Source organism: Saccharibacillus sp. CPCC 101409 (genome assembly GCF_030518235.1).
Classification (GTDB): domain Bacteria; phylum Bacillota; class Bacilli; order Paenibacillales; family Paenibacillaceae; genus Saccharibacillus.
Genome location: NZ_JAULSA010000001.1, coordinates 348,744 through 368,934, shown reverse-complemented (window position 1 = coordinate 368,934; position 20,191 = coordinate 348,744). Strand labels below are relative to the sequence as shown.

15 protein-coding genes, 1 pseudogene and 1 riboswitch are annotated in these 20,191 nt (G+C 58.8%); of the genes and pseudogenes, 4 read left to right on the top strand and 12 right to left on the bottom strand.

Annotated elements, in window-relative coordinates; genetic code table 11:
* Nucleotides 1-66: 66 nt before the first annotated feature.
* From QWJ34_RS01525 to QWJ34_RS01495, 7 genes are all read right to left on the bottom strand, one after another.
* Nucleotides 67-330 carry a GntR family transcriptional regulator gene (locus QWJ34_RS01525; protein WP_368046213.1) on the bottom strand — a complete coding sequence of 88 codons (264 nt, stop codon included), beginning with the start codon at nt 328-330 and terminating at the stop codon, nt 67-69.
* Between the two features lie 97 nt (nt 331-427).
* Entirely contained in the window at nt 428-2,185 is a 1,758-nt protein-coding gene (locus tag QWJ34_RS01520) for a glycoside hydrolase family 2 protein (RefSeq protein ID WP_302725283.1), read from the bottom strand.
* Nucleotides 2,186-2,250: 65 nt separating this feature from the next.
* Nucleotides 2,251-4,725: a family 43 glycosylhydrolase gene (locus QWJ34_RS01515; protein ID WP_302725282.1), complete on the bottom strand. Its 2,475-nt coding sequence runs from the start codon at nt 4,723-4,725 to the stop codon at nt 2,251-2,253.
* Between the two features lie 14 nt (nt 4,726-4,739).
* On the bottom strand, nt 4,740-5,546 hold the full coding sequence (locus QWJ34_RS01510; RefSeq protein WP_302725281.1) for a carbohydrate ABC transporter permease: 807 nt from the start codon (nt 5,544-5,546) through the stop codon (nt 4,740-4,742).
* Nucleotides 5,546-6,436 (bottom strand): carbohydrate ABC transporter permease, encoded by an 891-nt coding sequence (locus tag QWJ34_RS01505; RefSeq protein WP_302725280.1) that lies wholly within the window; start codon nt 6,434-6,436, stop codon nt 5,546-5,548. Before QWJ34_RS01505 ends, QWJ34_RS01510 begins: the two co-directional genes overlap by 1 nt.
* Before the next feature lie 87 nt (nt 6,437-6,523).
* The gene (locus QWJ34_RS01500; protein WP_302725279.1) at nt 6,524-7,822 is read right to left on the bottom strand and encodes an ABC transporter substrate-binding protein; all 1,299 of its coding nucleotides are present in this window, start codon (nt 7,820-7,822) and stop codon (nt 6,524-6,526) included.
* A 182-nt stretch (nt 7,823-8,004) separates the two neighbouring features.
* A complete protein-coding gene (locus tag QWJ34_RS01495; protein ID WP_302725278.1) occupies nt 8,005-8,943 on the bottom strand; it encodes an ArsR/SmtB family transcription factor in 939 nt (312 codons plus the stop codon).
* A 234-nt stretch (nt 8,944-9,177) separates the two neighbouring features.
* Between QWJ34_RS01495 and QWJ34_RS01490 the strand changes: the two genes are divergently transcribed.
* Both QWJ34_RS01490 and QWJ34_RS01485 read left to right on the top strand, forming a co-directional pair.
* The gene (locus QWJ34_RS01490) at nt 9,178-10,053 is read left to right on the top strand and encodes a sugar ABC transporter substrate-binding protein (RefSeq protein WP_302725277.1); all 876 of its coding nucleotides are present in this window, start codon (nt 9,178-9,180) and stop codon (nt 10,051-10,053) included.
* A gap of 155 nt (nt 10,054-10,208) precedes the next feature.
* Nucleotides 10,209-10,355: a hypothetical protein gene (locus tag QWJ34_RS01485; RefSeq protein ID WP_302725276.1), complete on the top strand. Its 147-nt coding sequence runs from the start codon at nt 10,209-10,211 to the stop codon at nt 10,353-10,355.
* An 820-nt stretch (nt 10,356-11,175) separates the two neighbouring features.
* Here QWJ34_RS01485 and thiD read toward each other — a convergent pair.
* The 4 genes and pseudogenes from thiD to QWJ34_RS01465 all read right to left on the bottom strand — a co-directional run bounded on the left by thiD (nt 11,176) and on the right by QWJ34_RS01465 (nt 14,471).
* Nucleotides 11,176-12,147: a bifunctional hydroxymethylpyrimidine kinase/phosphomethylpyrimidine kinase gene (gene thiD / locus QWJ34_RS01480; protein WP_302725275.1), complete on the bottom strand. Its 972-nt coding sequence runs from the start codon at nt 12,145-12,147 to the stop codon at nt 11,176-11,178.
* Nucleotides 12,148-12,338: 191 nt separating this feature from the next.
* A pseudogene (gene thiM / locus QWJ34_RS01475) lies at nt 12,339-13,121 on the bottom strand (hydroxyethylthiazole kinase); the annotation flags it as partial.
* An 82-nt stretch (nt 13,122-13,203) separates the two neighbouring features.
* Nucleotides 13,204-13,869 carry a thiaminase II gene (tenA, locus tag QWJ34_RS01470; RefSeq protein WP_302725274.1) on the bottom strand — a complete coding sequence of 222 codons (666 nt, stop codon included), beginning with the start codon at nt 13,867-13,869 and terminating at the stop codon, nt 13,204-13,206.
* A 134-nt stretch (nt 13,870-14,003) separates the two neighbouring features.
* Nucleotides 14,004-14,108: riboswitch (TPP riboswitch) on the bottom strand.
* Nucleotides 14,109-14,171: 63 nt separating this feature from the next.
* The gene (locus tag QWJ34_RS01465) at nt 14,172-14,471 is read right to left on the bottom strand and encodes a YesK family protein (RefSeq protein WP_302725273.1); all 300 of its coding nucleotides are present in this window, start codon (nt 14,469-14,471) and stop codon (nt 14,172-14,174) included.
* A 391-nt stretch (nt 14,472-14,862) separates the two neighbouring features.
* Between QWJ34_RS01465 and QWJ34_RS01460 the strand changes: the two genes are divergently transcribed.
* Nucleotides 14,863-15,168: a hypothetical protein gene (locus tag QWJ34_RS01460; RefSeq protein ID WP_302725272.1), complete on the top strand. Its 306-nt coding sequence runs from the start codon at nt 14,863-14,865 to the stop codon at nt 15,166-15,168.
* Between the two features lie 338 nt (nt 15,169-15,506).
* Complete coding sequence (abnB, locus tag QWJ34_RS01455) at nt 15,507-17,918, top strand: arabinan endo-1,5-alpha-L-arabinosidase AbnB (RefSeq protein ID WP_302725271.1); 2,412 nt, start codon at nt 15,507-15,509, stop codon at nt 17,916-17,918.
* Nucleotides 17,919-18,080: 162 nt separating this feature from the next.
* Here the strand turns inward: abnB and QWJ34_RS01450 are convergent, their stop codons facing one another.
* Nucleotides 18,081-20,102 (bottom strand): DUF2357 domain-containing protein, encoded by a 2,022-nt coding sequence (locus tag QWJ34_RS01450; protein ID WP_302725270.1) that lies wholly within the window; start codon nt 20,100-20,102, stop codon nt 18,081-18,083.
* Between the last annotated feature and the right edge of the window lie 89 nt (nt 20,103-20,191).

The window sequence follows — 20,191 nt, the reverse complement described above, 5'->3', positions numbered from 1 at the left end:
ATCTCGGCCCATCAAGAAAAGCAGCCTTGACCCGTCAGCGGGAAAAGGCTGCTTTTACTTTCACGATTACTTCCGCATTTCCCCGCCGGCCAAAAAACGGATCAGCGGCTCGCCGGCGACAAAAGTCCCTTTTCCCTGCACCCGGACCAGCGTTCCTTCGTCGGCCAGGCCGGCCAGCGCGTTCTTGACGGTAATCAAACTGACATAAAACCGCTCGGCCAATTCTTTCTCCGACGGAATCCGGTCTCCGGGTCTGAAGTTTCCCAGTTCGATCTGCCGTCTGATTTGATTCTGTATTTCGCGATACAGCGGAAGTCCCTTTTTCTTCATCCTCGATCACCTGTTTTCGATGGGATTATAAAGCGATACGCCTGCGGTTTACGGCAGCCGGCTGCCGGTCCTGAATCGCTCGGCGGCTGTCCGTTGGCTACCCGTTAATCTCGCGGACGACTTCGGCCGGGATCTTGGGCCGGCGGTCTTCCGTCAGCAGCCCGTTTACTTCCTGCTGCACGTCGGCAAGCTGGGTATAGCAGTATCCGGCCAGATAAGGAATCGAACGGATCGCCCGGGTGATGCCGCGGAAGCGTTCGATGAAGTCTTGCTCCGAACCCACCTGATTGCCGTATCCCCAGCCGCTTGCGCTCCGGAACGCGATACCGCCGAACTCGCTGACGATAATCGGCTGCCCCGTATAACGGTAGCCTTCCGCAAAAGCGTATCTCGAATTATTGAACGAAATCTCGTTGTTGACGATCGCGTCTTTGTCCCGATACCGTTCGAGGAATTCTTCTCCGCTCTCCACATAATCGTGCAGTGTCAGAATATCCGAAACCGTATGCTCCCAGCCGTCGTTCGTTATCACCGGACGGTAAGGGTCGAATGCCTTGGTCAAATGATAGATCGATTCCGTGAAGCGCTGCTGTCTGACGTCGCGGGCGATCGTGGAGATTCCCCAGGATTCGTTGAACGGAACCCAGGTCACGATGCAGGGATGGTTGTACTGCTGCGGCAGGATCTCCAGCCATTCCCGGGTAAAAGAAGCCGCCGCCCGATCGTTGAACTCGAACGCGGCTCCCATTTCCGACCAGACCAGCATGCCTTTCACATCGCACCAGTACAGAAACCGCGCGTCTTCGATCTTCATATGCTTGCGCACGCCGTTGTAGCCGAGGGCGAATGCACTGTCGATATCTTCGATCAGCGCTTCTTCGGACGGCGGGGTCAGATGACTGTCGGGCCAATAGCCCTGATCCAGAATCAGTTTTTGATAAAGCGGCGCGTTATTGAGCAGAATCTGCCCGTTTTCGATCGATATCTTGCGCATGCCGAAGTACGAATACACCCGGTCCAGCTCTTCCCCGCTTTGCAGCAGCCCAAATTCCACATCGAACAAATTCGGATGCTGCGGCGACCACAGCGACTGTTTCCACGGGCCGCCCGCTTCGTGGAACACATTGACTTCGACCGTGACCCACGCCCTGTCGGCGGACAAATTGAGCTGCGCCACCTGCCGTCCGTTTAGCGTAATCCGGGTGTCCAGCGTCAGACCTTCCCGCCGTTCCGCGCCTGTCAGCTGAAAGTCGAACCGGATCGTATGACGATCGATATCCGGGGTCATTTTTACCGAATCGATCCGGACTTCATGTACGTATTCCAGCCATACGCTCTGCCAGATGCCGGTGGTTTGCACGTAAAAGCATTCGAAGTTGTCGTCCACCCAGCGCTGTTTGCCCCGGGGCTGCGTACAACTTTGGCTGTCTTCGACTTCCAGCACCAGGTCGTTTTCTTCGCCGTACGCCAGGTACGGCGTAATATCGAACGAGAACGCCGCATAAGCGCCTTCGTGCTCGCCGACGAACGTTCCGTTCACCCAGCATTTCGCTTTGTAATCGACGCCCTGAAAATGCAAAATCGTTCTTTTTCCGGCGGGCTGCCGGGGAACGGCCACTTTTCTGCGGTACCATACCCGGGAATGAAATTCCGGAATGCCGATTCCGCTCGCCGCGGTTTCGTAAGTAAACGGGACTTCGATTTTCAATCCCGCCGGGAAATTCGAATGCCAACGCTCCCGTTCTCCCAGGTGTCCGTCGTCGAAACAAAAATCCCATTCTCCGTTCAGATCCAGCCATTCTTCCCGCACGAACTGCGGACGCGGATAATTTTTTCTGTAAGCCCCTACTGCCATAAGTATGCACTTGTCCTTTCTCATCCTGGTTTTGCATCGCGATTTGCTTCCGTCGGGCTTTGCCGTCAGTTCGCTGCCGTCGGCTCGATCGCGAAGTCGTCGAATCGCGCGGCGGTTCCCGCGGTTTTGAAGCCCGCTTTCCCCTGCAGCCACGGCTGTTCGCTCCGGTCGTCGAAAGTCAGCACCGGCTCGTCTTCGCTTTGCATATAGACCGCGATCACGGTTCCTTCGACCGCTACCCGCATATGCACCCATTCGCCCGCCGGCGGCAGTTCGTAAGGAACGTCCGCCAACGGCTGCGTATTGTAATCATGCTTGACCAGATGAATACGCCCGTCTCGAAGGAACACAGAATAGCCGCGCAGGAAATCGTCCCGGTTCTGGTTCTGCTCCAGTCCGTTTGCCGGTTCGGTCGCCCTTACCAGCACGCCGGATTGGCCGCCTTCTTCCGGCACGCTCAGGTCGGCTTCCGCCGAATAATCCGTCCAGCCGTAGTCCCCGTACAATATTTTGCCGGGCTGCAGCGACGAAGCGCGGAGCTGTCCGTCCTTCACCGACCAGTCGCCTTCGTAACGGGTCCAGCCGAACACGTTTCCGTCTTCAAAGTCGTCCGAAGACGGTTCCGGCGAAGTATGCAATCCCGCTTCGATCCAGTCCAGTTCCATCGAACCTTCCGTAATCTCCAGCTTCCATTGATGCAGCCCCCGTTCGAGATCGACTCCGTGAACCGAAACGGTCTGCCAGCCGCCGCTCTCGCCGCCGGAAGCTTTCGCTTCGAAAACGGCGATTTCTTTGCGGCCGTCCAGCAGTCTGCTTTTGGCGCCGTTCTTCCCCGGAGAAAGGCGCAGGCTCAGATTGTAGCGGCCGTCTTCCGCAACGTTGACCCGATAGCCGAGCGCCGCGCCCGTGTCCAGATCCGCGAGCGTATAACCGCCTTCGCCGTCCGGTTTCAGCGCCGGGACCGCAGCGCCGCGCCGATTCTCCGCCTGCGCATAATGAACGGCATCGATCTCGCCGGGCAGCGGCGCGTAAGCTTTCCGCACGCCGCTGCCGTGCACTTCGTTGCCGAACGCCGCATAGCCGAAGCGGGCATCGGCGTTTACAGCGGCATAACCGATTCGGCCGCCTCCCGCGGCCGACGGAAGCTCCAATTGAAGAAGACGCATCTCCTGCACGTAGACGACCACTTCCGCTCCTTCGACTTCAAGCCGTACATTTTGCAGCTGTCCGATATCCAGGTTTTCCGGCAGCGGCGCCGATTTCGCCGTTTCGATCCCGCCGCCGCGATGATTCTCGACCCGGACTTCCCCCGCCTGCCGGTCCAGCAAAGCGACGGCGTAATTGTCCGGGTCCTTGTAAGCAAACACCGCGCCCGCCGATTCGCCGTTTTCGACCCGGACATGGAACTCGGCCGTATAATCGGCTTCCGTCTGCGGTTTGGCCAGCAGCAGGACGGCTGCCGAGTTTCCGCTGCCCGCCTTCGCAGCCAGACCGCTGTCCGGACTCGCGGACCAGGTCCCGTTTCCGACGGACTCCCATTCCTTCAAAGCTTTCTTGTCGGCGAACCGTTCGGCGAAGTCCGGCAGAGCGGGTTTGGGTTGTGGAGCCGATAAAGGTCCCCAGACGCTGAATCGCTCCCCGTTCCAGACGATCCGGTCCATATTCATATGGCGCAGCGGTCCGACAATCCCGCGCCCTTCCAGATTGTGATAAATCATATACTGCGTATCCAGATCGGGGCCGCGGACGACCGAATTGTGGCCGACGCCTACAGTGGCTCCCGCTTCGGCGCCTTCGGTGCGCAGCAGCAGCGGATTGTTCGCGAACCCGCCAAACGTTCCGAGCGGCGAATCGCTTACGGCCGCGTCCACCCGGTAGCCGGCGCTGAACACATGATTGCCGGTATACGTCATATAATAGCGGTCCCCGCGTTTGAATACCGTCGCCCCTTCGGTCCAGCCGCCCATATAAGCCCCGGTTTGAACTTCTTCTTGCTTCAAGGTCAGCGGATCGGTCATCCCGGCCGCCTGAATCCCTTTGTCTCCCGCGTAATAAAAGTACCATCTGCCGTCGTCGTCCACGAAAGTAGTGCCGTCGATCGTGCGTCCGAAGTTGCCGGTCGCCACCTCGAACGGTCCTGTCGGACTGTCGCTCTCCAGCACGTAATGGCCCTGACCGGCCGGGGAAGTGTACATATAGAATTTGCCGTTCCAATACCTGACTTCAGGCGCATAAGCGCCCAGGGTCGCGGGATCTTCCGTACACAATCCTTCATACGACCAGTCCGTCAGATTGTCCGAGCGCCATACTTTTACGCCCGCATCGGTATCCCTTGTGCTGACATACAGATAATATTGTCCGTTGTACGCAAACACAAACGGGTCGCCCAGCCCGTAATCGCCCCATTCGTCTTCCAGAGTAACAGGATTGGTATACATCTGCGCTTCGCGCTCGGGCGTTTCCCGAATGCCGGGGCCGCATCCGGCCGCGCCGAGCGCCAACAAAGACAGCAGGATACCCGTTCGCCATTTTCCGCCCATTCCAGTCCTCCCGTTCAGCCTTTGATGCCCGACATGCTGATCCCTTTGACGATCTGCCGTTCGAACGCCACAAACAAAATAATAACCGGGATCGAAGCCACGGCGTTGATCACCATCGGTTTGACGTAATCTTCCGAATACTGGCTCATCAGCGTGGGGATGCCCATCGGCAGCGTAAACAAATTGTCGTCCGTGATCGAAAGAAACGGCCACAGAAAGTTGTTCCACGAGCCGATAAACGTCAGGATCGCCATCGAAGCCATCGCCGGACGCGTAAGCGGCAGCATGATCCGGCTAAAAATCCGCCACGTTCCCCCGCCGTCGATCTGGACGCTTTCCAGCAGATCGTTCGGGATTCCGTCAAAAAAACTTTTCAGCACAATCACCGCAACAGGAGACGCAAGCGCGGGAATAATCAAACCCTGGTAGGAGTTCAGCAGTCCCATTTCCTTCGCCACCTGGTACAGCGGAATAATCGTCGCTTCTCCGGGAATCAGCAGGCCGGACAGCACAACGAAGAAAGTAAGCGTGCGATACCGGAACGGAATCTTCGACAGCGCGAAGCCGGCCAGGGCCGCCACCGCCACGGTCAGCACCATAACCAGCACGGCCACCAGCAGGCTGTTGCCGATCCAGGCGACCAGCTTCGTTCCGGTCAGCACTTCTTTGTAGACGGCCAGCGAATACGGAGGCTTGAACCAGTCCAGGACGGTAATGACTTTCATCCCTTCTTCCTTGACCGAGACCACCAGCATCCAGACCAGCGGCGCCGCGAACAGAAAAGACATCAACAACGCAACGATCCGATACAGCCATTTCATCACATTCCCGCTCCTTTCCGATTATTCATCCAATATTGCAGCGCCGAAAGGACGAGCAGGATCACGAACAGCAGATACGACATCGTCGCCGCATAACCCAGATCGTTTTTCCGGAAGCCCGTCTCGTAGATCAACTGGATAATCGGCCGGGTCTGATCCAGCGGCCCGCCGCCGGTAATGATATAGATCTGCATAAAGACCTTGAACGAAGCGATAATTTGCAGCATGGTGATGATCCGGGTGATCGGGGCCAGGTACGGAAGCGTGATTTTCCAGAAAATCTGGTTGTCGCTCGCGCCGTCCAGGCGCGCCGCTTCGTAAATCTCGTCCGGGATCTCCTGGATCGCCGACAGATGCAAAATAAAGTTAAAACCGACCGTCCACCACAGCGTTACGAGAGTAATCACGATCCATGCCAGACTTTTCTCGGTCAGCCAGAAGATTTCCGCGCCTTCGGGCAGAAGCCGGACCAGATGCAGGATCGAATTCACGAGACCGGTATACGGCTGGAACACGAACAGGCCCAGATAGGAAGCGACCGCCACGGACAGAACGCTGGGAATAAAAAAGAGGCTGCGATAGAACTTCTGAAGCAGCGATTTGCGATTGGCGATCAGCGCCAGCGAGATAGACAGCGCGACCATGGTCGGCGTCGTCAGTACGACAAAAATAGCCGAGTGCCACAAAGCTTCCCATACTTCCCGATCCCGCAGCACCTGACGGTAATGATCCAGCCCGATAAAGTCCATTTTTTTGATCAGCGTCCATTTGTAAAAAGTCATCTCGACGCCTTTGATCATCGGCCAGACGGTAAACAAGCCGTACACCAGCAAAAAAGGCAGCAGGAACAGCAGCGCCTGCGCGTCCGCTCTTATTTTCTTGATCTTCATTCGGATTCCACCTTCTCCGTAAGCCGCGCACAAGCCTCCGGATCGACCGCAGACCTGCGCGCAGAGTGTTTAGACTTTATTCGTTAATTATTCATCCAGCGTTTTTTGGACGCCTTTTTGCATATTTTCCATCGCCGCGGCCGGGGTCATCTTATCCGCCCAGACCTCGTTCAGAATCTTGAAAGAAACGTTGTCGCGAATTTGCGCCGTTTTGACGGACGGTTTGTTGAATTTGACCGTGCTCGCTACGGAAGCGTAATCGCTGCGGTAAGGCATTTCTTTGAATTCCGGTTTCTCCAGCACCGACGGCTTCGACGGGATATGGCCCGCTTTGGCCCACACCTGTCCGTTGTCGGCGACCCAGTTCGCAAAAGTGATCGCCGCTTCGCGTTTGGCTTCGTCGTCTTTTTGCGTGGTCGGCAGGATAATCGTATGCGAATCGCCCCAGGTCGCTTCCTGATCGAAGATTTTCGGGATCGGCATCGCTCCGAATTCCAGATCTTTGGTCGATTCCCAGGTGCCTGTCGCCCAGACGCCCGTCATCATGATCGCCGCGGTTCCGCTCTGGAAGTTTTTATAGAAGTCCGGATCGTTTTTCTTGATATAGCCCGCCTTGAACAGTTTCTGGATATAGTCCGCGGCTTCCACGCCTTTGTCCGTATCGATCTGCGCGGTGGTCAAATCGTCCGAGATCAGGTCGTTGCCTCCAAGCTGCGAGTACAGCGACCACCAGAGACGATAAGGGTCGTCGTTCGTATTGGACAGCGCAAAAGGCGTGACTTTGGCCGGCAGTTTTTCTTTAAGCGTTTGCAGGAAATCGACGAAGCCTTCGGCAGACTGTTCCATGACCGGTTTGCCGTCTTCGCCGAGCAGGCCGGCTTCTTTCAACAGCTTGACATTGTAGTACATGATAAAAGGATGCGTATCGATCGGCACCGCATAATGCTTGCCGTCCACGACCGTGGCGTCCAGCAGGTTCTGGTTGAAGCTGCTCCAGTCCACGCCCGCTGTCTCCGCCACCGCGTCGAGGTCCGTGACCACGCCCTGATTGATCAGGTCCGGCAGGCGCGAAGTATGGGAAATGCCGATATCCGGTCCGTTGCCGTTGCCGACTGCGGTAATCAGTTTGGTGTAATACTCCGCCCAGACCAGCTTGGTATTTTTCACTTCGATATCGGGATGCGTTTTGTTGAATTCATCGACCAGCGCCTGCATATTGGCTCCGTCTCCGCCGTCGAACAAGGTCCAGAAAGACAGGCTGACTTTGCCGCCGTCCGCGCTTCCGGACGAGCTTTCTCCTCCACTCCCGCCTCCGCACGCGCTCAACGCCAGCGAGAACGCCATCAGCAGCGCCGCGACCGTCATTCCGACACTTCTCTTTTTCACATACTTCTCCCCTTTAAATAAATTAAAAGATATAAACATAATTTTCGTTTTGTTACGTAAATTATGTATCTTTCAACCGAATTATAGGATTGAGGCTGTCTATTGTCAACGTTTTCAAACAAAATAATTGTAATATTAATAAAATAAAGAGGTTCATTACATCAAGATTGTAATGAACCTCTTTATTTTTCTTCGATAGGCGTAAAATTCACTTTCATCACGATATCCTGCTGGTAATCCCCGAACTGCCGGCCGAACAAATTGACGCCGCCCTGATGCACGGCTTCCGGATCGATCCCGATGCGCAGCCGCACTTTCTGACCTTCCATCAGATTCAGGCGCTCCAGGTTGACGTCCGATACTTTGACCATATCGAGCGTCGTTTTCTCGCGATCCACCCGCCAGGTCTTCAGCAGCCCGTACTGGGTCGACCAGTCGTACCACCAGGCCGGATTCAGCTTGCCTCTGCGATCTCCGAAATCTCCGGGACTCGTCCACATGCCAAGCTCGATGCCGTTGACCCATACCGAGATATCGGACGGCCAATTGTTATCGTAATTCGGCGCTTCGGAACACATTTCCATCGACAATTCGAACGAATCGATCCGCGACCCGGCGGGAATCTCCAGCGGCAGCAGATACTCTACATATCCTTTGCGGAACCAGATGAGCTGCGCGCCGACATGCTTGGGATGATAAAAGCTCGCCGGTTGGTCTTCGCGGATCACCATGCCTTCGGCATTCGCCATTCCGCAGGTCGGCGCAACTTCGCAGTCGCTGTAATGACCGATCGGCATTTCCACTTCGTACACCTGAAAATCTTCTTTGTATACGGCCTTCTCGATATTTAAAGCAAAATGGATATCGTCGTAATTCCGGCTGCATACTTTCATCGCGCCGCGCGAAGCGGGAACCAGCTCCGTATTGATCAGCTTCGCCGCTTCCAGCACTTTGATATTGTTGGCGACCGTCGATACGGGAAGCTCCAGCAGAGCCGCAATTTCGATCACGTTCAGCTTCCGGGAAATCAGCAGCTGCAGAATATCGACTCGCGACTGCGTGGACAAAGCATGCGCGACTTTAACCAGTTTCTCGGGGTCGTTAAAACTAAGCTCCAGCACGAATTCGCACTCCTCTAAAAAAAGCGATTATTATTACAACAATCTTACTTATAACGTATAAATAAATCAACTTCCTTGTATTGAATCCGCTTCTGCCCCGCCGATCGGCCCGTTTATTTTTCCGTTGACACCCCCGGACGAATAGTCTATCATCGGTGCCATAATCAAGTAAGCGCTACCAAAAAGAAAAGAAGCATGCCGGAGCGTTAAATCCCAAGCAAAGGACCGGATGCCATGAATACCAAAGAAGCGTCCACGGGACGCAAAATTTCGCTCGCCGTGGCTTTTCCACAGCTGCCGGAGCATTTCTGGAGCCGGGTCGAACTGGGCGTCGATGCGGCCGTGCGGGAATTCCGCGATTCCGGCCTGAGCGTCCGCATGATTCGCGCCAAAGATTACGACCTGACCGAGCAGACGAATACAATGCTCGAACTGGTCGATTCCGGCGAATACGACGCGATCGCCATCTCGCCGAACGATCCGCAGGAAATGACCGACGTGATCGACTATGCCGTGCAAAAAGGCATCCCCGTGGGCACGTTCAACAGCGATTCCCCGCTCAGCTCGCGCCTGTTCTACGTCGGCTGCGATTACCGCATCGCGGGCAGGCTGGCCGCCGATACGCTGTGCAGACTGGTCGGCCGCCGCGGACGCGTCGGTCTGATCATGTCGTACACCAATCTACAGATGCAGCAAAAAGTAACCGGCTTCCGCGAGGTCGTCGGCCGGTATCACGATGTCGATCTGCGCGCCCCGCTGAAAGTGCAGCGGGAAGAAGACACGCCGGCCGAGACGTTCGCCGGTTACTTCGAAGGTCTGGACGGCGTGTACGCGGCCGGCGCCAAACTGCATATCGTCGCCCGCCACCTCGAAGCCGCGGGACTGGCCGGACGGGTCGCGCTGATCGGACACGATATGCACGCGGAAGTCTACGATTTCCTGCAGCGCGACGTCGTAACGGCGACGATCTGCCAGGACCCGTTCAGACAGGGTTATTTGATCGTCAAATCGATGTTCGACTATCTGTCTTCCCGGCGCCTGCCCGGTATACGCGAAAATATTACCCGGCTGGAACTGGTGATGAAAGAAAACGCGGTTTACTATGTGTGAGTGTACGGACCGCCGCCGGGTTGTTTTTTGCTGCAAAAACTTCGTTCTTCAATCGCTGAAAGAGAAGGAAATCATAGCTTTAAACGCGAACCTGTTTTAGAATAGAAAAAATTAGAGATATTCGCATCGCCCATTTTATCGACAAGGAGGTTCCCATGCCGAACCGCAACAAGAATAAATGGCTGGTCGCGCTGGCCGCCGGACTGCTGCTGACGAGCGTCTGGACTTGGAGTCACGAAGCCACTTCGCTGGCCGTTACCGGAGCGCCCACGCATTCGTCGTTCCTGACTTTCCGCGATTAATCGAATCGGCATCGGCGCTTAAGCCGGACTGCCCGTTTTTGGCACGCTCGCTTTTATCCGCATATCCAATCGCCGCTTCTACATACGGGTTTTCTATCGAGGCTCTTCGCCTCGTGTCCGCTTAACCTTCCCCGCTTTCCCGTTCCGCCGCACCGGCTGCAATCTGCGCCGTACGCCCGACGTCCGCGCCGCCGCGCGCGGGCGTTTTTGTGTTTTTGCGCTGCGCTCGGGGGCCGGGACATGCACAGAGGCTGGTCAGCCGATGAAATGCAAATATCCACTTAATCGGCGAAGCGGCGCGCGGTATTCGGCCATGAAGTGCGAATATCCACTTAAAAGCGGGATTTAGGCCGGGACAGTCTCCTTCCGGAAGAATAAAGTGGATATTTGCAGCCCATAAAGCGAACAAGCGGCTTTTTCCGGGAATGAAGTGGATTTTTGCAGCTTATGACGGGACGCGGGGTGAGTTCGGAATATGAGTTAAAGCAGGATGCCTGAAAATGCGCGCATCCAGTCAACATTTTGGCGCATGCTTCGAATTTTCCCGATAAATGCTGATCTAAAGTCAGCATTCAAAGATGGGACCTGATCCTTGGGCGGGTCCGGCGGGCTTTGCGCGTTTTGCGATAGCGGCTGTGCTGCCGCAGTCGGACGCAAAAGCCGCGCGGGCCTGCCGGGGTTCCGCCCTGGCGGCGGCAGGAGCGGCAAAGCCGGCGGTTCGCCGGGGCACAGCGGCGGCGGCAGGTTCAGCTGCTATTTGCCGGACCTCCTTGGAGGCGGCAGGTCGGCTGTTCGCCGGAGCGCAGCGGAGGCGGCAGGTTCAGCGGTTCGTCAGACCGCGGCGGTACGCCCAGTGGTCGGTCGGTCCGTGGCCGCCGCCGAGTCCGAGCGCCGGCGCGCCTTCGATCGCCGCCTGGATAAAGGCGCGCGCGGTGCGCACGGCTTCGTGCGCGCCGGCTCCGGCGGCGAGCCGGGCCGCGATCGCGGCGGAGAACGTGCAGCCCGTGCCGTGCGTGTGCCGCGTCGGAATGCGCGTTCCCCTCAGCTCCGTGAACGAGCTGCCGTCGTACACCAGATCGACCACGCTTCCCGGCGCGGCCGGCAGCGCCCGCGCCGCTTCCGCCGGCTCTTGCTTGCCGGCAGCGGATGCCGGTTCGGCGCGTTCCGCTTCGAACCTTCCGGACGCTTCGCCGGAAGCCGTTCCCCGTCCGTGCCCGCCGCTTCCGGCCGCCGTTTCCGCTTGCTCGTCCTCCGCGGCGTGGCCGCCCTTGATCACGACGATCTTCGCTCCGTATCCGGCGATGCGCACGGCGGCTTCCCGGCGGTCCGCCATCGTGCGGATACTCATACCGGCCAACACTTCGGCTTCGGGGATATTCGGCGTCGCCACGCGCGCCAGCGGCAGCAGATGCCGCTTCATCGCTTCCACCGCTTCCGCGCGCAGCAGCTCCGCGCCGCCTTTGGCGATCATGACCGGGTCGACCACGACGTTGGTCCAGCCGAACGCGGCGATACGCGCCGCCGCCGCTTCGATAATGTCCGCGTCGAACAGCATGCCGGTCTTCAGCGCGTCCGCGCCGAGATCCGAGCCGACCGCGTCGATCTGCTCCGCCACCGCGCGGGCGGGCAGCGGGTACACCCCGCCGACGCCGAGCGTGTTCTGCACCGTGACCGCGGTGATTGCCGACATGCCGAACACGTCCAGTTCCTGGAACGTTTTGAGGTCGGCCTGGATGCCGGCTCCGCCGCCGCTGTCCGAGCCGGCGATGGTCAGCGCTCTGGGAATGCTCATCGCTCTCCTCCTTCGACCGGAGACACGCGGAAGAAGCGGACGGCCGCTTTGCCGGCTGCGGCTGGGAAGCCGGCTTCAACGCTCTGCCCGTTCTCGGCATCCGCGTTCTCCGCTTTTCCCGGGGCACCTGCCCGCTCGGGCCGCTCTGCCACCCTCTCCTCTTTTTCTGCCTTTCCCGCGCTGTCCGCCCGCTTCGCCAGGCTGTCCGCGTTCAGCGCGGCCAGCGCGTCCAGAAACGCGATCTGGAAGCTGCCCGGGCCGCGCCCGCCCGCCGCGGAAGCCGCCGCTTCGGCCGCGGCGCCGTACAGGGCCAGAGCCGCGGCGCCGGCCTGAAGCCGGTCCGGTTCCACCGCCGCAAAAGCGCCCAGCACCGACGTCAGCAGGCAGCCGGCGCCGGTCACCCGCGCCAGCAGCTCGTCTCCGCCGCTGACCACGTACCCTTTCGCTCCGTCCGTAATCACGTCTTCGCGGCCCGTCACGGCCACCACCGTGCCGAGCTTCGCGGCTGCGCGCGCCGCCAGTTCCACCTGCGCGTCCCCGCCGGCGCCTTCGGCGTCCACGCCTTTGATCTCGCGGTCTTCCCCCGCGAGATTCGCGATCTCCGCCGCGTTGCCGCGCACGATCGCGATCTGCACCTCGCGCAGAATCCGCAGCGCGGACTCCGTCCGGTAAGGCGTCGCGCCCGCGCCGACCGGATCGAGCAGCACCGGCACGCCGGCTTCGTTGGCCGCCCGGCCGGCCAGGATGCACGCTTCGACGACTTCCGCCGTCAGCGTCCCGATATTCAATACCAGCGCGCCCGATACGCGCGCCATGTCCGCGACTTCCTCGCGGGCGTACGCCATAACCGGCGACGCGCCCAGCGCCAGCAGCCCGTTGGCCGTGAAGTTGGTCACGACCGTATTCGTAATATTATGGACCAGCGGCCGCCGCTCCCGCACCCTGTCCAGCAGCGCGCCCCATTCCTTGTTCATCCCTGCTTCGCCTCCTTCGATTACCGCTTCTTTTTGCGAAACGCTTCTTTCCCTTTACGCCCCGCGCGCCTCTTGCTTTCCGTTACACCGGCCATTCTTCCAGCTTGTACGCCATGTCCCAGAACATATACTCCAGGCGGCAGCTGGCGTCGAACTGTTCTTTGAGCCGCGCTCTGCGCTCCGGCGTCAGAACTTCCGCCCATTCGTCGAGCAGGACGCGCATACGGTTCGTCACGCCGCCTTCCCGGCTGCCGTAGAAGTGCATCCACTCGTAAAAAGGATGCTCCGGCCCCGGCTTCACTTCTTCCAGCAGCCGCTGTCCGATCTCCGCATACGTCCACGGACACGGCAGCAGCGCGGCCAGAATGTCTTCCAGCGTGCCTTCATAAGCCGCGTTCAGCATATGCCGCGTGTAATGATGCGCCGACGGCGCAAGCGGATAGCCCTGTAGTTCCTCGTACGTCACGCCCGCGCGGTCGCAAAAATTTTGGTGAGGATGGATCTCGCTGTTCAGGATGAATGCGATCTGCTCGTTGAACAGCCGGATATGTTCCCGCTGCGCGCAGCGCGAGATCGCGATCCCGTAAATGCGCATATAAGCGTTCAGATACTCGAAATCTTGTTTGACATAGTGGATCAATTGCTGGTTATCCAGGCTGCCGCCTGCGATGCCGCGCACGAAAGGATGCTTGAAGATCGCTTCGAAAATAGGGTCCGCTCCGCGGCGGAGTTCCTCGGTAAAAGACATGCTGCGCCGTCACCTCCAGATATTTTCCCCGCCCGGATTCGCCCCGATCGCCGCAATTCACTCCCCCGGAACAACAAAAAAACCGCTCCGAAATGGAGCGGTTCCCGTTATATGCAGTCGTGGATATGCGAAGGAAAGGACCGTCTCCACTTCCCTACGCCGGTACGAGCCGGATCAGGTTCGAAGGGTCCAAGAACTGTTCTTGTCTCAGCCGCGCCGCGGCTCCCCCAGTGGATTGCGCTATTCGATTGGCGCCCGGCGGGCGGTTTACGTGTTTACTTTAGCCCGGGACGCCGCGATTGTCAATGCTGCTTGTAACGCAGAAAATAATCGATCAGCGGAGAACACATAAACGCCAGCAGACTGGCAAGTCCTACCGCAACCGCCATGGCGCTTGCATTCATGCCGTCGAAACGGCTGAGATCGAAGCTTACAAAAATCATCAGAAAGCTTGCAAGCAGTACCATTCCCGACGGAAGATACGTCAGCTGCTGCCGATAAGGATATTTTTTATAGATCAAGTACGAAGCGCCCATCAGGATGATAAACGTTATGGATGACAAAACAACGATGCCGCTCAGCTTGAACACCTCCCTGCCCATGAGGATAGCACAATCGTACGCCGAAGAAGTAAAGAAAATGTTAATTTTTAGGGTTTTATATAGCATAGTTTCCGGATACACAACGTTTTAAATCTTAATCCAAAAAAGACCCTTTCGTCAACAAGCGGACAGGCATTTTTTTCGGCGCCGGCCGCCTATCTTTTTTCTCCTCCGGCTCCTGCTGTTCACCCCTTAAAATATAGCGCTTTCAAAAAGATCAATGACCTTCATCCTATCTTCATGGTTAATAGTGGAAGTATTATTTATACAGCGGTCTATTAATAGTTCTTTACGAAACAAGCTTTTTTGTGGACAATAGAAGCTAAGCAAAATCCATTCACTCATTAAAGCGAAAACGCTAAAAAGCAAAAAAGCAGAAGGAGGCTTACTGATGATCAAATCAAACGAAGTGGAAACGGAAGGCATTGCGGCGACGCTCAAAGAAGCGGTCGAACACCATCGGCTGCTGCTGACCGAACGCGCCGAACGGGACATGGAGCAGGCCCATTTCGACGAGGAGATGCTGGGTGAGTTTCTTCGTGCCCCGAAACGTATCGACAAATATGCCGGACGCCGCGACAACGGCTGCTCCTATATTTTGTACGGCGTTCGCACAACGCGCGCGGTGGTTTCCGTACACGACGGATACGTTACGCTTGTCTGTTTGAAGCACAATCCTTTTCCGGCTGTCGGCTGACCGCCTCAAAGCGTCGCTGTCCGATTCGGCGGAAACGTCTCTATCCCCTCCAAGCCCTCAAGCTCCGGCTGCCGGTTATTCCGGCCGCGCGGGGCTTTTTTTGGAAAACCCGCAAGCTTTTTTCTCTCGCCGATCTTTATACCAACTCCCATACAATTAATCATAACATTAACTTAGCCGAATAAAATTCACTATAAAGTAAATTTAACTTGTGTTTTCAGGACAAATGCAGTTATTATTCCATTTGTAAGCGATACCATTATTAATTTTCGCTTAATTGCAACGCAATAAAATTAACTTTATTGTTCACTAAATTTATTTCACGAAAGGAAGATCCCATGAAACACAAACTTTTGCAAAAAACCGGACTGACCGCCGTGACGGCCGCACTGCTGCTGCCTCTTTCCGCAGGCGCGGTTTCGTCCGCCGCCGTTTCCGCTTCCGCCCCCCCGGCCGCCGTGCAGAAATCGGTCGAGCTGCCGACGTTCAACGCCAAAGCCCCGACGTTCCGCGAAGCGTCCGTGCACGATCCGTCCGTCATCAAGGTCGGCGACACATTCTACGTGTTCGGTTCGCATCTCGCGGCCGCCAAATCGAAAGACCTGATGAATTGGAACCTGATCGCTTCCGGCGTGACGAACGACAATCCGCTGATCCCGAACGTGAAGACGGAGCTGAAAGAAACGCTCGATTGGGCGCAGTCGGATACGCTGTGGGCCGCCGACGTTATCCAGCTTGCGGACGGCAAATTCTATATGTACTACAATGCGTGCAAAGGCGATTCGCCGCGTTCCGCGCTGGGCATCGCCGTCGCCGACAAAGCGGAAGGTCCGTACAAGGACACCGGGATCATTTTGAAATCCGGCATGTGGGACCAGGCAAGCGAAGACGGCACGATCTACGACGCGACGAAACATCCGAACGCGGTGGACCCGGACGTCTTTTTCGATAAAAACGGCAAGCTTTGGATGGTGTACGGTTCGTACTCGGGCGGAATCTTTATCCTGGAGATGGACCCCAAGACCGGCAAACCGCTCCCGGACCAGGGTTACGGCAAGAAACTCACCGGAGGCAACCACAGCCGCATCGAAGGCCCGTATATGCTGTACAGCCCGGAAACGGACTACTATTATCTGTTTCTTTCCTTCGGGGGACTCGACGCGGCCGGCGGCTACAATGTGCGGGTCGCCCGCTCGAAAAGTCCGGACGGCCCGTTCCTCGACGCGCAGGGAACCGATATGGCGAACGTCAAAGCCGATCCGGGCAAGCCGCTGTTCGACGACGACTCGATCGAGCCTTACGGCGTGAAGCTGATCGGCAATTATTTGTTCGAACGCAGGCTTGGCGATCCGGGCGAAGGCGCGGGCATCGGCGCCGTATCGCCGGGACACAACTCCGCGTATTACGACGAGCAGACGGGCAAGCACTTCCTGATCTTCCACTCCCGGTTCCCGGGCCGCGGCGAAGAGCACGAGATCCGGGTGCACGAGATGGTCATGAACGCGGACGGCTGGCCGGTCGTGGCGCCGTACCGTTATGCGGGCGAGAGCGATACGCTGTCGAAAGTAACCGCGGCGGAGATCCCGGGCGACTACAGCTGGATTGCGCAGGATAAAGAAATCGACGCGGATCTTCATACGGACGTTTCCGTCACGCTCAAAGCGGACGGCACGCTCGGCGGCGCGGTTACGGGCACGTGGAAGCTTCAGGGCGAGCACGATGTCGTGCTGACGACGGCGGACGGGACTTATACGGGCGTTTTCCTGCACGAAACCCATCCGGTCTCCGGCGAACGCACGCTTACGCTGACCGCGATGTCCGGCCGGGGCGTCGGCGTATGGGGCGTAAAAGTCGCCGCGCTTCCCGATAAAGACATCGTATCCGCCGTCGCCAAAGCGCTCGATGCGCCTTCGTCCGGCGACGTGTACTACGACCTGAACCTGCCGGTCTCCGGCACGCGGGGAGCGGCGATAGCCTGGACGTCGTCCAATCCGTCGGTCGTGGCAGGCACCGGCAAAGTGACCCGTCCCGCCGCCGGCAAAGGCGACGCCGGAGTCACGCTGACCGCGACCATCTCGCACGGAACCGCCAAGAAAACCAAATCGTTCAAAGTCACCGTGGCGCAGCAGGCGCAGGGTCCGCTGATCGCCTCCTACGGCTTCGGGGACGCGTCGAAAAACCGGCTGACCGACGCTTCGCCGAACCGATACAACGGCACGCTCGAAAACGGCGCTTCCTATACCAAATCCGGCAAAAACGGCAAAGCGGTCGCGCTGGACGGCAAAGACGGCTACGTGAAGCTGCCGGGCGCCGTAACGGACGCGCGGGACTTCACGTTCGCCGGCTGGGTCAAATGGGAAGGCGGCGCACCCTGGCAGCGGATTCTGGACTTCGGAAACGGCATGAACGGATTTATGTTCCTGACTCCGTCGCAGGGCGCGGGCGTGCAGTTTACGATTCACCGCGAAGGCAAAGACCAGAGCATCCTGACGTCTTCCCCGCTGCCGACCGGCAAGTGGACGCATGTCGCCGTAACGATCTCGGGCGGCACCGGCACGCTGTACCTGAACGGCAAAGAAGCGGGCAGGAACGAGCAGATGACCTACGACCCGCGCGATCTGCAAACAAGCGAAGCCTGGCTGGGCAAAAGCCGCTTCGCGGCGGACGCTTATTTCAAAGGCAGCCTCGACGAAGTGCGCATCTACGACAAAGCGCTGAGCCCGGCGGAGATCGGGGAGCTGGCGAAGTAAAACAGGACGCTCGGCCGGAATATCGACGCGGCCGGACCGGTCAAATTGCCGGTTAAAACGCCGTCGAACAAGCAGCGTTCGAACAGAAACAGAAACAAATACAGCAAAAGAAAAAGCGAAATAAAGGCCGGTATACGAGGGATTCTCCCTGTATACCGGCCTTTACCCGTTTGCCTCGGCGCCGGGAAGTCCCAGCACCCCGTCCAGCCAGCGCTCGGCCAGAGCCGTCGAGCCCGGCAGAAAAGGCAGCGCGCCCACGCCGACGCGGCCGATGCTGCGATAGAAATGATGTTCCGCATACTCGGATTCGTTTCCGTACGGAAACAGCACGCACGCCTGCTCCACGCGGCGCTCGTATTCGCCCGTATCCGCGCCGCGTCGGACGATGGCGTCGCGATAGCGGTGCATCACGTTGATATCTTCTTCCAGCGGACCGGGCGACGCATAGGCCCGTTCGTAAGACGTACCCGGTTCGGCCGGGTCCAGCCGGTACTTGGCGTCCAGCACGAACGACGTTTCGCGCGCCGGAATCCGGCCGCCTGCGCCGGTTGTTCGGCCGGTTTCGCCGCCGTTAACGCTCCGCTCGCCGCTTGCGCCGCCGTCCGGCGTGTACAGCGTCAGCAGCAGATCGGGCTTCTGCTCCGTCGTCGGCCGGCTGCGGCCGAGCAGCGACGGATTGTACAGCAGCGCCAGCCGCGCGCCGGAATGCGGCAGTTCGTATTCGATGCGCGAGCCGCGGCCGCGAATCAGCGTCGGGAACAGCCCGCCCCGGCGGATGCCGGAGCCTTCCCGGCGAACGACGCGGCAGCGGTCGGCCAGCAGCCGGTGCAGCTTGAGGAAGCACCAGTATTCGTACAGCTGCGCCATGTCTTTGACCGATAAGCGCAGCAGCCCTTCGCGGATCGCGAGTCCGCGCAGCAGAAGCAGATGCAGCTTGTACATCTCCCGGTAGCCGGGCGCCATCTGGAGCACCAGGCTTGCTCCGCCGCCGCGCATCGGCCCGGCCGCGCGCAGGTAATCGGCGTCCAGCATCCGGCCGATCCGCCGCTTGATCCGCTCAAGCTCCCGGTCCAGCAGCGGATCGCGCCGCGCCGAACCTTCCCGCAGCTCCCGCTGCAGCCGGTCGATCCGCCCGGCCGTGCGCTCCAGCATCCAGCGCAGAAAGCGGTTCTCGTCCGTATCGTACGAGACCGTCCGCCTCGCCTCCAGCAGATGCGTCGGCGTGTAGCGCGCCGCTTCGGCTTCGCGCCCGCGCCGCGGCTCCGCTTCCCGCCGCGCGCCAGGCGCTTCCGGCTCCGCCCCGGACCGCGGCCGGATCTCCAGCCAGCCGCCTTCCTCGCGCCGCAGCCGCTGCGGATGGCGGCGCAGATCTTCCAGGCTGCGCCGGTCCGTCCGCTTCGCGCGAACGCTCTCGCGCAGCCGGCGCTCGGCTTCCAGCCGGTAATGCGGATGCGCGCCGATCCGCCGCACGGCGTCTTCCATGCGCCCGAAGACGGCGCGAAGAATCGCCTGGAACTCCGCCAGGCTCTGGCGCGGACGCTCGGCCGATTCCGCCGGCCGGTACGTCCGGCGCAGGAAGTCGAACGACAGGTCGTACGCCTCGTCGTCCACTTCCCCGATCAGCCGCGCATAATCGCGCCGGTAATCCAGCTTCGCCGGGAACACTTCGATCCCGATCGCAAGCAGCGGCCGGCCGTCAAGCCGGATTTCCAGCTCGGATTCGCCGATCTCGCTGCCGAAGTCCAGCGTGCCGGACAGCACCGACCGGCCCCGCGGCTTGATCCGCCGGCGCAGATTGACGTTCTCGTGATAGAACGCAAGCTCCGATACGGGATCGGTCTTGACCAGCGTAAATTCATACGCGCCGGTCTCGTAGAAGCACGGATAAGCCGGAGTTCCCTGCTCCCAGACTTCCAGACGGCCGGTCTGCGGCGAGAACAGTTCGACCCGGCGGAGCGTCAAGCGCAGCGAACGCGCAGCGGCCGAGAACGCCGCCGGAATCCGCCCTTCGTCGGAAGCACCGCCGGCCGATCCGGCCGCTTCTTCTCCGCCGCGATGCAGCGACAGCCGCTCGACCGTCGCATGAAACGGTTTCCCGGCGATCGTCAGCTCGAACAAATCCGTCTCGATCCGCAGCAGTTCGGTGCTTGAATCGAAATTCGAAGCCGTATGCGATAATGGCATAAACAGTCCGCCCTTTGATTGTTCGTATTGGTGAATCTTATAGATAGCGCAAGCTCATTGTATCATCCCCGGCGGTTAGTGCCGTTTTG